Annotated in this window: 13 protein-coding genes; 9 read left to right on the top strand and 4 right to left on the bottom strand. The window is 55.8% G+C overall.

Annotated elements, in window-relative coordinates:
* Window positions 1-47: 47 nt before the first annotated feature.
* Both C8N36_RS15860 and C8N36_RS15855 read left to right on the top strand, forming a co-directional pair.
* Window positions 48-1,748: an alkaline phosphatase family protein gene (locus C8N36_RS15860; RefSeq protein ID WP_097805797.1), complete on the top strand. Its 1,701-nt coding sequence runs from the start codon at window positions 48-50 to the stop codon at window positions 1,746-1,748.
* Window positions 1,749-1,891: 143 nt separating this feature from the next.
* The gene (locus C8N36_RS15855; protein ID WP_097805796.1) at window positions 1,892-3,034 is read left to right on the top strand and encodes an MFS transporter; all 1,143 of its coding nucleotides are present in this window, start codon (window positions 1,892-1,894) and stop codon (window positions 3,032-3,034) included.
* A gap of 41 nt (window positions 3,035-3,075) precedes the next feature.
* Here the strand turns inward: C8N36_RS15855 and C8N36_RS15850 are convergent, their stop codons facing one another.
* The gene (locus C8N36_RS15850; protein ID WP_097805795.1) at window positions 3,076-4,239 is read right to left on the bottom strand and encodes an alpha-hydroxy acid oxidase; all 1,164 of its coding nucleotides are present in this window, start codon (window positions 4,237-4,239) and stop codon (window positions 3,076-3,078) included.
* Window positions 4,240-4,398: 159 nt separating this feature from the next.
* On the opposite strand from C8N36_RS15850, the gene C8N36_RS15845 reads away from it, so the two are divergent.
* Window positions 4,399-5,520, top strand: a complete 1,122-nt coding sequence (locus C8N36_RS15845) for a hybrid sensor histidine kinase/response regulator (RefSeq protein WP_097805794.1) — start codon at window positions 4,399-4,401, stop codon at window positions 5,518-5,520.
* On the opposite strand, the gene trpA is transcribed toward C8N36_RS15845, so the two are convergent.
* Window positions 5,508-6,299: a tryptophan synthase subunit alpha gene (gene trpA, locus C8N36_RS15840; RefSeq protein WP_097805793.1), complete on the bottom strand. Its 792-nt coding sequence runs from the start codon at window positions 6,297-6,299 to the stop codon at window positions 5,508-5,510. The genes C8N36_RS15845 and trpA overlap by 13 nt on opposite strands.
* Window positions 6,300-6,481: 182 nt before the next feature.
* Here trpA and ppk2 point away from each other — a divergent pair, with 182 nt between their 5' ends.
* Complete coding sequence (gene ppk2, locus C8N36_RS15835) at window positions 6,482-7,498, top strand: polyphosphate kinase 2 (RefSeq protein WP_097805792.1); 1,017 nt, start codon at window positions 6,482-6,484, stop codon at window positions 7,496-7,498.
* A 31-nt stretch (window positions 7,499-7,529) separates the two neighbouring features.
* On the opposite strand, the gene C8N36_RS15830 is transcribed toward ppk2, so the two are convergent.
* A complete protein-coding gene (locus tag C8N36_RS15830; RefSeq protein ID WP_097805836.1) occupies window positions 7,530-8,174 on the bottom strand; it encodes a DUF2461 domain-containing protein in 645 nt (214 codons plus the stop codon).
* 125 nt (window positions 8,175-8,299) lie between these two features.
* On the opposite strand from C8N36_RS15830, the gene C8N36_RS15825 reads away from it, so the two are divergent.
* The 3 genes from C8N36_RS15825 to C8N36_RS15815 all read left to right on the top strand — a co-directional run bounded on the left by C8N36_RS15825 (window position 8,300) and on the right by C8N36_RS15815 (window position 11,924).
* The gene (locus C8N36_RS15825) at window positions 8,300-9,661 is read left to right on the top strand and encodes an MATE family efflux transporter (RefSeq protein ID WP_245910861.1); all 1,362 of its coding nucleotides are present in this window, start codon (window positions 8,300-8,302) and stop codon (window positions 9,659-9,661) included.
* Window positions 9,662-9,715: 54 nt separating this feature from the next.
* Window positions 9,716-10,813: a redox-regulated ATPase YchF gene (ychF, locus tag C8N36_RS15820; protein WP_097805791.1), complete on the top strand. Its 1,098-nt coding sequence runs from the start codon at window positions 9,716-9,718 to the stop codon at window positions 10,811-10,813.
* Between the two features lie 133 nt (window positions 10,814-10,946).
* Window positions 10,947-11,924, top strand: coding sequence for an SLAC1 anion channel family protein (locus tag C8N36_RS15815; RefSeq protein ID WP_097805790.1), 978 nt, complete (start codon window positions 10,947-10,949; stop codon window positions 11,922-11,924).
* Between the two features lie 24 nt (window positions 11,925-11,948).
* Here the strand turns inward: C8N36_RS15815 and C8N36_RS15810 are convergent, their stop codons facing one another.
* Window positions 11,949-12,575, bottom strand: a complete 627-nt coding sequence (locus tag C8N36_RS15810; RefSeq protein ID WP_097805789.1) for a TetR/AcrR family transcriptional regulator — start codon at window positions 12,573-12,575, stop codon at window positions 11,949-11,951.
* A 116-nt stretch (window positions 12,576-12,691) separates the two neighbouring features.
* Between C8N36_RS15810 and C8N36_RS15805 the strand changes: the two genes are divergently transcribed.
* Window positions 12,692-14,260 (top strand): trimethylamine methyltransferase family protein, encoded by a 1,569-nt coding sequence (locus tag C8N36_RS15805; protein ID WP_097805788.1) that lies wholly within the window; start codon window positions 12,692-12,694, stop codon window positions 14,258-14,260.
* Window positions 14,261-14,271: 11 nt separating this feature from the next.
* Window positions 14,272-16,317 (top strand): NADH:flavin oxidoreductase, encoded by a 2,046-nt coding sequence (locus C8N36_RS15800; protein WP_097805787.1) that lies wholly within the window; start codon window positions 14,272-14,274, stop codon window positions 16,315-16,317.
* The last annotated feature ends 12 nt before the right edge of the window (window positions 16,318-16,329 follow it).

Below are 16,329 nucleotides of genomic sequence, written 5' to 3'. Positions count from 1 at the left end.
TACGCTTACCTTCAGGGCCAATGGATCTTTCGGAGACAGGATATTCTATGCGCGATCTAACGAATATGACGGGACTGGCTCTTTTGGCTGCGGTCAGTTCCGCGACAGCGACCTATGCTGGCGAACGGCCGAAATTGGTTTTGCAAATTACTGTTGATCAGTTGCGCGGCGATTATCCTGCGCGGTTCGGTGCGCAGTTGGGCGAAGGCGGGTTTCGCTATTTGATGGAAAACGGGGTTTATTTCGACAATGCCCACCACACGCATTCCAACACGGAAACCATTGTTGGACACACCACGCTGGCGACGGGGGCCAATCCGGCGGCCCACGGGATGATCGGCAATTTATGGTATGACCGCAACGAAGGCCGCACCGTTTATAATATCGAAGACCCTGACTATGCGATCCTGACCCAAGGCGCGGATGTCGATTCTTCTACCGAAATCGATCCAACCCAACGCGCGGCCCAAAACGATGGCCGCTCCCCGACACGGATTTTGACATCGACATATAGTGACGAATTGTCGATCCATACACGCGGCGAGGCCAAGGTTTTTGGCGTGTCGATCAAGGATCGCGGTGCTGTGTCGATGGCTGGGCACACCGGCAAGGCGTTTTGGTTTTCCAAGGCGGTCGGTGAATTCGTCACCAGCACCTATTATTATGACAACTATCCGGACTGGGTCACACAGTGGAACGCCAAAGGCATGCCTGCCAGCTATAGCGGAAAGTATTGGGAGCTATTGAATCCAATCGACACGTATATGTTCGGCGGTGCCGACGACCAAGCTTGGGAGCCCGATTTCGCAGGCTTTGGCACCGTCTTTCCGCACCCGCAAAGCACAACTGACGACAAGTACTTTACCACGCTTTTGACGCTCAGTCCTGCTGGGGACCAGATCACCGCCGATTTTGCCAAAACACTGCTGGATGCCGAAGGCCTTGGCACAGATGATGTAACGGACTACCTCAGCGTCAGCTTTTCGGTTGCAGATTACATCGGGCATTTCTTTGGTCCATCCAGCCTTGAGGCCGAAGACAATTTCTTGCAGTTGGACCGGACGCTGGCTGATCTGTTTGCCCATGTTGATAAAACCGTTGGGCTGGACAACACTTTGATTGTACTGTCGGCGGATCACGGAGCACCAGAAGCACCGGGGTATCTGGAATCGCTGAACATGGTGACTGGATATGTGACGCCGGACGAATGGGACACCGCGCCTGCCGTTGACCGTATCAAGGAAAAATTCGGTATCACTGGCGCATTGATCGAAGGATATGATCACCCCTACCTGTTTTTGTCCAAAGAGGTTCTAGCCCGACCTGATATCGATCAAACCGCGCTTGAAACGGCGATTGCGGATGAGTTGGTTGCCTTTGACGGGGTGGCCTATGCCATACCCAGTTCCAGACTGCGCGACGGGTCCGTGCCTGACAATGCACTAATGCGGGCTGTGTTGAACAACTACCATCCTGACCGGTCAGGAGATATCCATCTGGTGTTTGAGCCTGAACGTTTCATCAGCGATATGGACGGCCTGTCTGTGACGGTTACCCATGGCTCACCTTGGCGCTATGACACTTTTGTTCCCTTGTTTTTTGCCGGTCATGGTATCGAAGCGCAGCAGGTGTCGCGCCGGGTGCATACGATTGATCTGGCCATCACCTTGGCTTCGGCCACCGGCACGCGGCCACCATCGGGGGCAACCGGTGAAGTTTTAACTGAAGTGGTGGATCAACTGCGCTAAGTAAGCCGAAACACCGTTTCCACCATCCGAATAGACAAACTTGAGCCGCCCGATACAGCTGTGTCGGGCGGCTTTCAGTTCTGAAATGCTTGGTTGTGTTTCGTGTATGGACGCTAACAGGTGCCTGTGTCACCACTCGCCCTATGTTGCGTGATATCTATATCTCTCGCGGACCACTGGCCGCATTTGCCGCCGAAGGTCTGTTCTGGGGCAGCTTTGCCTCTTTGGTGCCGGTCATTAAATCCCGTGTGGGGTTAAGTGACGGTGAATTTGGCATGGTGATGTTGATTGCGGCGCTAGGCGCGGTTTGCGCCATGTGGCTCGCGCCAAAGGCCGAGCAAATGCTGGGTCGTTGGACTTTGCCGGTATTGTCTTTGTGTATGGCGACGGCGTTTTTGTTTCCGGGGCACGCTGACACGGGCGCATTCCTTGCCCTTGCGATGATGGCCGCGACGATCAGTTCCGGCTCGCTTGATGTGGCGATGAACGCACGGATATCTGTTTTGGAAGGCACCTCAGGCCGGCCATTGATGAATCTGGCCCACGGGATATTCTCTGTGTTTTATGCCTTGGCTGCGCTTGCGGGTGGTTTCGGACGCGAAGCAGGTTGGACGCCGGCGATGATCTTTTCGGCCTTGTCCGCGATTTGTATGCTTCTGATTGTCCAGATGATCTTGGCTCCGGTGCCTGATCCGGTGCGTGGTGACGATGACCCTGAACCCAAAAACCTGTCTTGGACCTTGCTCTTGCCGGCTGGGATGATCGTATTGCTGGGCTTTATGTCCGAGCAAGCAACCGAAGGCTGGTCTGCCCTGCATTTGGAACGCGGTCTTGGCGCAGGTGCCGCACAAGGGGCGCTTGGGCCTGCGATTTTGGGCATGACAATGGCTGTGGGACGTTTGTCCGGGCAGGTCATCGTGCATTATTGGTCCGAAGCGGTGGTGATCCGCGCGGCCACGGTTCTGGCTGCAATCGGCTCCGCTATTGCGGCTTGGGCCCCCAATTTGGCGGTGGCCTATATTGGGTTTGGATTGCTTGGCATGGGGGTGTCTGTGGTGGCCCCGATGGCATTTGCATGGGTTGGCCGGATGGTCTCGCCCGAGAAAAAGGCGCTGGCTATTTCGCGGATTGCGGTGCTGGGTTATGCAGGGTTTTTCGTGGGCCCGCCGTTGATGGGATTTTTGGCGGAATGGTTTGGCCTGCCGGTGTCCTTTACCGCGATATCGCTGCTGTTACTGCTGGTGCCGCTGGTATTGGTGCCGATGGTGTCGCGCTACCGTCCGTAAGTCATTGTGTCAAAAGGCCGGGTCAGTGCCCGGCCTCTTGCTTATTTCCAGTTATCGGAAAAATCCTTGGGGATCATCAGGATATCACGGTCAACATTCTTGATATCGGTATGTCCGGTCAGCGCCATCGACATGTCCAATTCCTTGTGCATGACCTCGAGCGCTTTGGTCACACCTTCCTGACCCATGGCCCCAAGCCCGTACACATAGGCCCGGCCGATCCAGACACCTTTGGCCCCCATAGCAGTGGCTTTCAGCACGTCCTGACCAGACCGCACGCCGCTATCAAGATGCACCTCGATTTTGTCCCCCACGGTATCCATGATGCGCTCAAGCGCCCGGATCGAGCTGAGCGCGCCATCAAGTTGCCGCCCGCCGTGGTTGGACACGATGATCGCGTCGGCCCCGACATTGCAAGCCTCCAGCGCATCGCGCGGGTCCATGATGCCTTTGATAATCAGCGGGCCGTCCCACATCTTGCGAAACTCGCGGATGCGGTCCCAGTTCAGGGATTGATCAAAGGCTTCTGCCGTCCAAGATGACAGTGACGAAGCATCCTCGACCCCTTGTGCATGACCAACGATATTGCCGAAAAAGCGCCGCTTTGTTTGCAACATGCCAAGGCCCCATTGAACCTTGGTCATCATATTGGCCACCGATTGCGGTGTCAGTTTGGGCGGGGCAGAGAGACCGTTTTTCAAGTCTTTGTGCCGTTGACCCAGCAGTTGCAGGTCCACAGTGATGACGGCCGCCGAACATTTGGCGTCTTTGGCGCGGTCAAACAGGCGCTGCATGAAATCATCGTCTTTGAGGGTGTAGACCTGCATCCAAAACGGTTTGTCTGAATTTTCTGCCACGTCCTCGATCGAACAGATTGACATGGTCGACAGGCAGTAAGGCACACCAAAATCACCGGCAGCACGCGCGGCTTTTATTTCGCCGTCGTAATGCTGCATGCCGGTCAACCCGACCGGGGCCAGTGCGACGGGCATTGAAACATCCTGACCGATCATCTGCGTTTTGGTTGACCGTCCGGCCATATCCACCGCAACGCGTTGGCGCAGGTAGAGCTTGTCAAAATCCGAGCTGTTTTCGCGGAACGTCTGTTCGCTCCAACTGCCGGATTCGCAATAGTCGTAAAACATCTTGGGCACACGGCGGCGATAGATGCGTTTGAGGTCTTCAATTTCGGTAATGACGGGCATGGCAGTCTCGCAAATTGATCGAATTGGTAAATCTTAGTTACCAATGTGGGTGAAAACATGCAATGCGCCATTTTGGCAAATGCGAAAAAGACGCTCTTAAGCCAGTGTTCATTGATATTGCTTAGCTAGGGGAAAACATTTGGTGATCAGGACACGGCGGTGACGGCCAAAGACCCCTTGCCGGGGCAAACCCGGTTTTTGGACATGATTGGGCATGAGCTGCGCACGCCGCTGAATGCAATCCTTGGTATGTCTGCCGCTCTGCAAGAGGCGGGGCTGGATCTGGCCAGCACCGAAATGGCCCGCACGATCGCGAGTGCCGGCGAAGAGATGACCAAGCTTTTGGAACAGATGCTGGAACTGGCGCGTCTGGAGGCGGGCCAAGAACAGCCTGACATTGAGAACTTTGATCTTCCAAGGTTGATCCGCGAGACGCAAAAACCGTTTGGCGCACAGGCCTTGGCCAAGGGAATTCAGTTCGATGTTGAGTTTGGACCCGGGGTGCGCGGCTTTGTGAAGGGGGACCGATCAAGGGTCAAACAGGCTCTAAAAACCTTGCTGGGATCGGCAATTGCAGCAACAGACACCGGCAGCGTGAGCCTGCTGGTGATGCTGGACGACGATATATTTAGCCTGACAGTGGCGGACACGGGCCCCACGGCACCAGAGACGGGCGATGAGCTAACTGTTGCCGCGCAGGGGCATCAACGTGGCGACGGCCTTGGGTTTGAACTGCTGCGCCGGTCATGTCAGATGTTGGGTGGTGATCTGAACTGCGCGGCTAACAATACCCGTGGTTTGGCGTTTAGCGCGACATTTCCAATGGCTCTGGGCACCCGCGACGACGGGAACACCGGTGCAACACCCGCGGACAGAGATGCAATCCTCAGGTCGAAACCTTGGCGGGTGTTGGCGGCCGAAGATAATTTGACCAGCCAAAAGGTCTTGGAGCTGTTGTTAAAGCCTTATGACTTTGACTTGCGGTTCGTCGACAACGGTGCCCAGCTGGTGAAAGCGTTTCAAGCAGATCCCAGCGATATTATCTTGATGGATGTGAATATGCCGGTGCTCTGCGGGATCGAAGCGGCGGCACGGATCCGGGTGTATGAGCGTGCCACCAAACGCACACCCGTGCCGATCATCGCCCTGACGGCCAATGCCATGCCGCATCAAGCTGCAGAATACCTGCGGCGCGGCATGGATGCCCATGTCCCCAAACCCGTCCGGCGCGAAGAACTCGCAGGCGCAATGGCGCGCCTGCTCAGCTATCAGGCGGAATGAGCACCATCCGCGAGTGATTTTATGAATGCCAGCACTTCGGAAATCGGTTTGCCCGATGCCATTTCGCTGACAATCGCAGAGCCAACCACACAGCCATCCGCAACCGAGGCAATATCGCGCGAAGTTTCAGGTGTGCGGATGCCAAAGCCAACTATGACAGGCAAATCTGTCTTGGCTTTGATACGTGCCACTTCCGGAGCAACATCGACGGCCTGCGCCGCGGCCGCGCCGGTGATTCCGGTGATCGATACATAGTAGACAAAGCCCGACGTGTTGGTCAGCACCTTGGGCAGGCGTTTGTCATCGGTTGTCGGGGTCGCAAGGCGAATAAAATTCAAACCGGCGTTTTGTGCGGGAATGCACAGTTCGTCATCTTCCTCGGGGGGCAGGTCGACGATAATCAGCCCATCAATACCGGCTTCTTTGGCTTGGACCAAAAACGTATCAACACCGCGCGAATAGATCGGGTTGTAGTAGCCCATCAACACAATTGGTGTTGTATCATCGTCTTTGCGAAACTCGCGGACCATGTTCAGTGTCTTGTCCAATGTCATGCCGACATCAAGCGCACGTTGGCCAGCCAGTTGAATGGTTTCGCCATCAGCCATTGGATCGGTAAAGGGCAAACCCAGTTCGATCACATCGACCCCTGCTTGCGGCATCCCGCGCATGAGCTCAAGCGAACGCGCCTCATCCGGATCGCCTGCCATTATATAGGCAACGAAGGCTTTTTTGCCCTGTTCGGCAAGCTGGGCAAATTTGGTGTCGATACGAGTCATGGTGCTCTCCGCAGGAAGGTCAGCACGTGTTGCCGCAACCGGTGGGGAAAATCAATGCCATCTGGAAAATTGTGGTCGCAAACCGAAATGATGCGCGTTTTATGACGGTTTATTGACAGGGGTCAAAGCGCGGAGTGCGGAAGGCCGCTAGCCTCCGGCCAAACACCTCGAAAGGAATTTAAATGACCACAGCGCGACCTTCTGCCACGACGCCCAAGACCCCAGTGACCAATGCCACGGCCAATCCCAACGGCGGTACTGCGCCAGCCCGTGCCACCGCCAAGCCGGCAGCTGTTGCGCCAACACCGGCGGTCCAACCCGAAGCCCCCAGCGCCGCGCAGCCGACGTCTGATGACATCCGCCGCGCATTTGAATCCGGTAAATACCCATACAGCAAAAAATTGTCGCGCCGCGATTATGAAAAGCAAAAAGCCCAACTTCAGGCTGAGCTCTTGAAGGTACAGCACTGGGCACAGGAAACCGGTGAAAAGTTTGTTTTGCTGTTTGAAGGGCGCGATGCGGCGGGCAAGGGCGGAACGATCAAGCGCTTCACCGAGCACCTGAACCCTCGGAACGCGCGGGTTGTTGCGTTGAACAAGCCGACAGACGAAGAACGTGGCCAGTGGTATTTCCAGCGTTATATTGACCATCTGCCGACAAGCGGTGAAATCGTCCTGTATGACCGGTCATGGTACAACCGTGCAGGGGTTGAGCGGGTTATGGGGTTTTGTGAGCCGGGTGAATACCTTGAATTCATGCGCCAGACGCCGGACTTGGAACAGATGTTGGTACGTTCCGGCATTCGGCTGTCCAAATACTGGTTCTCCGTGACGCAAGACGAACAGCGGTCGCGCTTTGAAAGCCGCGAAACAGATCCATTGAAGCAATGGAAGCTAAGCCCGATCGACAAAGCGTCTTTGGGAAAATGGGATGATTACACCGAAGCCAAAGAAGCTATGTTCTTTTACACGGACACCGCCGATGCGCCCTGGACTGTAATCAAATCCAACGACAAAAAACGGGCCCGTCTGAACTGTATGCGTCACTTCTTGGCCTCGTTGGATTACCCAGGCAAAGACACCGAGATCGCGTGCGCACCTGACCCGCTTATTGTCAGCGGTGCCAGCCATGTGATCCATCGCGCAGACCATATTCTGGGGACAGCGTTGCATCCGGATACACGTAAATCGACGTCCTAGTTCTACGATTTAACAAGCCGTTGGGCCGCCGCTAGCAAAGTGTGCGGCCCAGCCATTCGTGTACCTCGGCCATTTCCTTGAACACATCTTTTAGGGCTTGGCCCGGATCATCGCGTAGCGCGTCTTGCAGATCGTCGTGCCATGCGACCAAGCTTTTGCGGCGCAACAGTTGGGCGTGACGGTGGTCTTGGGGGTAGGGCGGCGGAACGCGTTTCAGCTCGGGCTCTTCCAGCCGCCAATGACCTGACACCAACAAAGTTTCGATCTCGGCACCGGCATTGCGATCTATTGCAGCGCGGTATTGATCCAACTGATCACGCTCGAACCCCATAACTCCGCATCCCGCCGTGGCATAAGACGGCGAAATACCGGTCATCCAACTGCGCCCGTCGGGCAGGGACCACAGAATATGCACATGAGTGTGATACGGGGTTTTGTCTGCGGAAAACCGCACATCCCGATATGGGCGAAACAGTTTCGCTTTGGGCAGTGTACCATGACGCGCGGCCAGCCAATGGGCCACGTCCCCCATTAACCCTTCGGCGGGGCGTTTGATCTGCGTATCATATCGCGTCTTATGATCCTGAAACCATTCGCGATTATTGTTTTCTTCCAGTTCGGTCAGGAAAACCAAAGTGTCTTCAAATAGTGAATTTGCATTAACGGCACCGGGCATCTCAAACCTCATACGTCAATCGCTTAAAGACTCCTTTATAACATGAAAGGTGAGTTTTGGATGCATTGAATGTTCAGATGCGGCGAATCCTTGCGTCAAATCTTGGCTGTGCCTAACTGCGGGTTATGACAAAGACAGAAATGACATACCGGCAGCACAGTCGTGCCGTCTTGGTTTTAGGTCTGCCCTTGGTGGGCGGCCATTTGGCGCAATTTGCAATCGGTTTGACTGATTCCATCATGATGGGGTGGTATGGCGTGCCCGAACTGGCGGCGATGACGCTGGCTGGGTCGCTGTTCTTTTCACTGCTGCTGTTTGGCTCTGGCTTTGCCTTTGCGGTGATGCCGATGGTCGCCGAATTTGCCACCCAGGATGATGACCAGCAAATCCGCCGGTCCACCCGGATGGCCCTCTGGTGGTCCATTTTGTTTTTCGCGATGGTTATGCCTTTGATGTGGCACTCAAAGGCGCTGCTTTTGGCAACGGGTCAAGCGCCGGACGTGGCTGAAAATGCCCAAATCTATCTGCGCATTGCGGGATGGGGCATGTTGCCTGCGCTGGGTGTGATGGTGATGAAAAGCTATCTTGCCGGATTGGAGCACACCCGCATTGTGTTGTGGATCACAGTGGCCGCGGCCGTGATGAATGGTGTGGTCAACTACGCGCTGATCTTTGGCAATTGGGGCGCTCCGGAATTGGGACTGCAAGGCGCGGCTTTGGCCTCTGTGTTGTCGACATCCGTCGCCTTGATTTTGACGATTGTCTATGCGCTTAAAAAACTACCGCAACATCAATTGTTTGTCCGCTTTTGGAAGCCCGACAGCGATATGTTCGCCCGCGTGTTCAAGCTGGGGTTTCCGATTGGTTTGACGACCTTGGCCGAGGTGGCTTTGTTTGCTGTATCGGCTGTCTTGATCGGCTGGCTGGGCGAAGTGCCTCTGGCGGCGCATGGTGCGGCGCTGCAAATCGCAAGTGCGACCTTTATGATGCATGTCGGGCTTTCAAACGCAGCGACCATCCGTGCGGGCAATGCCAAAGGTCGGGGTGATGCGGTTCATCTGGCCAATGGGGCCAAAGTGGTGAATGTGATGTCCTTGATCTTGGTGGCGATATCGACGGCAGCGTTTTTGATGTTTCCAGCGCAACTGCTGGGCATTTTCTTTGATCCTGACGAACCGGCGCTGGGCGAAATCATGCGGCTGGGTACTATTTTGCTGGCGCTTGCAGCGCTGTTCCAGCTTGTCGATGCGATGCAGGTGATGCACCTCGGGATTTTGCGCGGGCTACAGGACACCAAAGTGCCGATGGTCATGGCAGCTTTTTCCTATTGGGGCATCGGTCTGCCATCGGCCTATATCTTTGGCATAACCTTAGGCTGGGACGCCCCGGGGATCTGGATGGGTTTGGTGTTGGGTTTGGGCTGTGCGGCAGTGCTTTTGGCGTGGCGTTTCTGGAAGCGTGTGCTGCCAGCGTTCGCCAAGGCTTGAGTTACCGGCGCACAGGCCATAGAAGCAGCCCGTTATAGCAAAGGAGCCGCCAGCATGGGCTTTCGGATGGGAATCGTGGGTCTGCCCAATGTGGGTAAATCGACGTTGTTTAATGCGCTGACCAAAACCGCCGCAGCGCAGGCGGCCAATTTTCCGTTCTGCACGATCGAACCCAATGTGGGTGACGTGGGCGTGCCGGACGCGCGACTTGATAAACTGGCCGCGATTGCCGGATCCAAACAGATCATTCCAACGCGGATGACGTTTGTGGACATTGCCGGTTTGGTCAAAGGGGCGTCAAAGGGCGAAGGTCTGGGCAACCAGTTTTTGGCCAATATTCGTGAAACAGACGCGATTGCGCATGTCTTGCGGTGTTTCGAAGACGAAGACGTGACCCATGTGGATGGCCGCGTTGATCCGGTGTCCGATGCTGAAACCATTGAGACCGAGCTGATCATTTCCGACATGGAAAGCTTGGAAAAGCGGTTGCAGAACATCACCCGTAAGGTCCGCGGTGGCGACAAAGAGGCGGTTCAACAAGAACGCCTGATGAAAGAAGCCATGGCGATGCTTGAGCAGGGCAAACCCGCCCGCTTGGTTGAGGTCGACGATGATGACCTCAAAGCTTGGAAAATGCTGCAATTGCTATCGACCAAGCCGGTTCTGTATGTCTGCAACGTTGACGAAGGCGAAGCCTCAACCGGCAACCATTTGTCTGAGCAGGTGGCGGAAATGGCGGCAGCGCAGGGTAACACCCACGTGGTGATCTCGGCCAAAATCGAAGAAGAGATCAGCCAGCTCGAAGATGACGAAGCCGAGATGTTTTTGAGCGAACTTGGTCTCGAAGAGGCCGGTCTCGACCGTTTGATCAAGGCTGGCTATGAACTGCTGCACCTTGAAACCTACTTCACGGTTGGCCCGAAAGAAGCGCGTGCCTGGACGATCAAATCCGGCACGCAGGCTCCGCAGGCGGCCGGGGTGATTCATGGCGATTTCGAACGTGGATTTATCCGCGCCGAAACCATCGCCTATGATGACTATCTGGCGTGCAACGGTGAAAACGGTGCCAAAGACGCGGGCAAGATGCGCGCTGAGGGTAAAAGCTATACCGTCAAAGATGGCGATGTGTTGCACTTCCTGTTCAACACCTGAGATCATATAAAAGCGAAAATTCCCAAGGGCCGTGTGAGCAATCGCACGGCCTTTTGTTTTGATCTGTGTCAACGCAAAGTCTACAATGATATTCGAAAAGCGTAATGTGAAGCGCAAGACAATAAGGCCTCCCATGACAGATATTCCCGCGACGCCAGCTGACAGCAGGTTGCAACACCTGCCGGTTACCCTGTTTGCAACTGTGATGGGGATGGCAGGCCTGACACTGGCCTTACACATGGCCGAAACCCAATTGGGATGGCGACATTTTGCGTCCACGCTTTCATTGTGGGCGACCATCGCCGACTTTGTTCTGATCGCCGGTTTGTTCTCGCTCAAGGCCGGGCGTTTCCCCAAAGCAATAGCCGAAGAATGGAACCACCCCGTCAAACTGGCATTTTTTCCGGCAATTTCGATCTCGCTTTTGTTGATCGCCACGGCGATGCGGGCCGATATGCCAGAACTGGCGCGTATGGTCTGGGTCGTGGGGGCCATAGGCCAAGCAGGGCTGACACTGGCGGTGATTTCTGGATGGATCGGGCGCAAACCCTTTCAACCTGTCCATATTTCCCCCGCATGGTTCATTCCGGCGGTTGGCAATGTCGTGGCCCCGATTGCCGGCGTTTCATTCGGGTTTGTCGAGCTAAGCTGGCTGTTTTTTGCCACCGGTATGTTGTTTTGGATTGTGCTGCTGACCTTGGTGATGAACCGGTTGATTTTTCATGATCCTTTGCCCGGCCGCCTGTTGCCGACGCTTGGCATATTGATTGCGCCGCCTGCGGTTGGCTTATTGGCTTGGTTGCAACTGAATGGCGGGCAGCTTGATGCCTTTGCGCGGGTCTTGTTTTACGCGGCGATTACCTTCACCGCGATTGTCACTGTCCAAGCCCCCGGTTTTGCCAAGCTCCCTTTCGCCTTGTCGTTTTGGGCGCTAAGCTTTCCGGCCGCATCGCTGACCGTAGCGACATTTCGCTATGGCACTTTGGCAGGATCGCCCTTTCACACCAGCCTTGCATTTGTGTTTTTAGCGGTCTTGATTGCAATCGTGGCAGCGCTGATTTTCCGGACAACACTTGCCGCTATGAAAGGGCAAATTTGCATGCCGGAGTAACATGGGTGCTGTTTCGGGACGCGGTCAGCTTTTTAGGAATTCCACATTTTGCCGCGAAAAAAACCGTTTGATGTCGGAACCTTGCACCGGTTGTCCAGTGTAGACCTCGACGTAGTCGGGCATGCGTTCAATGCGGCTTTCGCGGTCTTCGAAGACTTGCATCGAAATATAGCCGATCTGGGTGTAGACCACCGTCATGGCGCGGGCTTCGGCTTGGGCGGGCGTAAATCCAAAGCGTTCGAACATGGCCTGCACGGCCCGCGCACGGGTTTGATCCGCTTCCGATAACCGAGTTTGAAGGGCGGGGTCGTTCCGCGCCCAATTGCGGATTGCCAGATCCAGCTTGGCATCAAACAGTGTGTCGTCCAGCCAGCAGTCGAACAGGTTAAACATCGCCTCGGCGATGGTCTCGGCATAGGCTTCGGTTCGGGCCACCAGATTGCCGGTGTTTTTGTCTTCCCAACGTTGCACCATGGCATCCAGCAGGGCATCGCGATCCTTGAAATGCCAATAAAATCCGGTGCGTGACACCCCGAGGCGTTTAGCCAAAGGCATGACCTTGACGGCGTCAACGCCGTTTTCGGTCAGCATGTCATAAGCTGCGTCCAGCCAGGCAGCTTCGCTATCGTTGGGTTTGGTCGCCGTGGTCATGCTGTTTGGTAACAGGGCAGCGGGCAGTATACAAGTTTATTGACACATATGTCGAGTTGGGTGACGGTGGTGTCATTGAGGGCTCATAAAGAGACTCGCTAACCCCTGGATCAGCCATGTCAGCCAACATCCAAGAGCGGCCCCGCACGCGCCGCCGCAAGACATCCAAACCGCAACGCAGCGCCGGACGCGGGCACAATCCTCATATGTATGTGCCCTATATCACGCGCGGAATTCCGACTTATGATCTGCTAGGCGAAGGTAGTCTGGAGCGTATCGAAGCCGCCGCCGACCGTATTCTGGCTGAAATCGGGATCGAGGTCCGGGATGATCCGGAAACCGTGCGGCTGTTTAAGGCTGCGGGGGCGCAGGTGCGTCACGTTTCAGACACCGCAGCAAACCTGCGGTTTGAACCGGGTTTGGTGCGTGGATTGTTAAAGACCGCGCCGGCGCAGTTCACGCAGCACGCCCGAAATCCCGCCCAATCTGTGCAAATCGGCGGTGATGCGGTGGTTTTTGCGCCATCCTATGGATCGCCCTTTGTGATGGATCTGGATCAGGGGCGGCGCTATGGCACTCTGCAAGACTTTGAGAATTTTGTGAAACTTGGCCAAAGCTCGCCTTGGCTGCATCATTCTGGCGGCACGATCTGCGAACCAACCGATGTACCGGTCAACAAACGCCATTTGGATATGGTTTACGCCCACATGCGCTATTCCGACCGTGCGTTTTTGGGATCGATCACCGCGCCCGAGCGCGCCGCAGACAGTATTGAAATGTGCCGTATCTTGTTTGGGACTGATTTCGTTGACCAGAACTGTGTGATTATGGGCAACTTCAACACCACGTCTCCCTTGGTTCTGGACGGTGTCACCACGCAGGGAATTCGTGAATATGCGGCTGCGGGGCAGGGCAGCATTCATCTGCCGTTCTTGTTGGGCGGAGCGGTGTCGCCCCTGACGATGGCGGGGGCCGTCGCGCAATGTCTGGCTGAAAGCATGGTGTCATGCGCTTTGACGCAATTGGTTCGCCCGGGCGCGCCAGCGGTGTTGGCCGCTTTCCTTAGCTCCATGTCATTGCGTACCGGATCGCCGACGTTTGGCACACCTGAACCAGCGCTTGGATCTTTGGTCATGGGGCAATTGGCACGGCGTTTGAACCTGCCGCTAAGATGCGCAGGCAACTTCAGCACTTCGAAATTACCAGACGCGCAGGCCATGCAGCAAAGCATGATGTCGATGATGTCAGCGGTGCAGTCGGGGGCCAACTATGTGCTGCATTCGGCGGGTTTTCTGGATGGGCTATTGTCGATGTCTTATGAAAAATTCATGTTGGATGCTGATATGTGCGGGGCATTGCATGCCTATCTGGGCGGCATCGCAGTGAACGACGACACTCTGGGGGTCGAAGCCTTGGCGCAAAACGGCCCGGGCGAACATTTGTTTGGGACAGACCACACCCTTCGCCATTATGAAACCGCCTATTGGGACAGCGGTTTGACTGACGATCAGCCCTTTGAAACCTGGGACGAACAGGGCAGGGTGGATGCAGCCAGCCGCGCCAATGCGAAATGGAAAGAGGTGCTGAACACCTACGAAGCGCCGCCAATGGACGTCGCGACCGACGACGAATTACGTGATTATATGGCCCGCAAAAAGGCCAGCATGTCAGATATGTGGTACTAAGGATTGATTTGATGTCAAACGACCCGCTTTTGCAGCCCTACAAGTTGAAACATCTGACATTGCGCAACCGGATCATGACCACCAGCCATGAACCCGCATATCCCGAAGACGGGATGCCCAAGGAGCGCTACGCTGCCTACCATGCGGAACGGGCCAAGGCCGGTGTGGCGCTGGCGATGACGGCAGGATCTGCGGCGGTCAGCAAAGACAGCCCGCCGGTATTCAACAACATCCTCGCCTACAAGGATGAGGTGGTGCCGTGGATCAAGCAACTCACGGATGCCTGTCACGACCATGGCTGCGCAGTGATGATCCAGCTGACCCATCTGGGGCGCCGGACAGGCTGGGACAAAGGCAATTGGCTGCCGTCGGTGGCCCCCGGTCCGCACCGCGAACCGGCGCACCGGGCCTTTCCCAAGATGATCGAAGACTGGGATATTGAACGCATTATCACTGATTTTGCGGATGCGGCCGAACGTATGCAGGCGGGCGGAATGGACGGTATTGAACTGCAGGCCTATGGGCATCTGTTGGAACAATTCTGGTCCCCCCTCACCAATCAGCTTGAAGGGCCATATGGCACTGGAACCTTGGAAAACCGGCTGCGATTTTCAACGGATGTGTTGTCTGCAATCCGTAAAAGGGTCGGGGATGATTTCATTGTCGGGTTCCGGTTCACAGCAGATGAAGCACAGGCGGGCGGCACCACCGCCGAAGAAGGGTTGCAGATTGCGCAAATGCTCAAAGATACGGGGCAAGTTGATTTCCTGAACGTGATCCGTGGCCGCATTCACACCGATCCAGCAATGACCGATGTGATTCCCGTGCAAGGCATGGCGAATGCGCCGCATCTCGATTTTGCGGGGCAGGTGCGCAAAGTAACCGGCATGCCAACCTTTCACGCCTCCAAGATCCCGGATGTTGCCACAGCACGTCATGCGGTGTCGGCGGGTCTTTTGGATATGGTGGGCATGACCCGCGCCCATATGGCCGACCCGCATATCGTTCAAAAAATAGTCGAGGGCCGCGAAGAGGATATTCGCCCCTGCGTCGGTGCAACCTACTGTCTGGACAGAATTTATCAGGCTGGCGAAGCGCTGTGTATGCACAATGCTGCCACGGGGCGTGAATTGACGATGCCGCACGTTGCAACGTCTGCGGACAAACCCAAAAACATAGTGATTGTCGGCGCAGGCCCCGGCGGGCTTGAGGCCGCGCGGGTTGCGGCGGAACGCGGGCACAAGGTGACAGTGTTCGAGGCGCAACCGGATCCCGGTGGTCAGGTTCGGCTGACGGCCCAAAACGCCCGCCGCCGAGAGATGATCAGCATCATTGATTGGCGCATGGCGCAATGTGCGGCGCGGGGCGTGAGTTTTCATTTCAACACCTGGGCGGAAGCGGCTGATGTCATCGCGCTTTCACCCGACGTCGTGATCGTCGCGACGGGCGGATTGCCCAATAACGAATTGTTCGAAAGTGGCCGCGACCAGACCGATGTGGTCACCAGCTGGGATATTATCTCGGGTGACATCAAACCGGGCAGCAATGTTCTGGTCTATGACGAGGCAGGCGATCATCCGGGGCTTATGGCGGCAGAGGTCTTGGCGAATGCGGGCGCGGCGGTTGAGATTATGACACCGGATCGTACATTTGCACCCGATATCATGGCGATGAATCTGGTGCCCTATATGCGCAGTTTGCAAGACAAGGATGTGCGTTTCACCGTTACTCGCCGATTGTTGGACGTCGCGCGCAGTGGCAACCTGCTAGAGGCGACGATTGGCACCGACTACAGCGATCACACATCAAGTGCGCAGTACGATCAGGTGGTCATCAATTACGGAACCTTGCCACTGGCCGATCTTTATTTTGATCTCAAAGCGCTGTCGTCCAATTTCGGAGAGGTCGACCATGACGCTTTGATCGAAGGCCGCACTCAAGCGGTAATGCGCAATCGGGACGGGGCGTTTGCGCTGTACCGGATTGGCGATGCGGTCAGTGCCCGCAATACCCATGCAGCCATCTATGATGCGCTGCGTTTGGTCAAAGATATATAAGGACATAGGCAC

The organism is Pelagimonas varians, assembly GCF_003208435.1.
In the GTDB taxonomy this organism is placed as follows: domain Bacteria; phylum Pseudomonadota; class Alphaproteobacteria; order Rhodobacterales; family Rhodobacteraceae; genus Pelagimonas; species Pelagimonas varians.
Note: the sequence above shows the minus strand (reverse complement) of the source record. Positions and strands in the feature narration are given on the sequence as shown.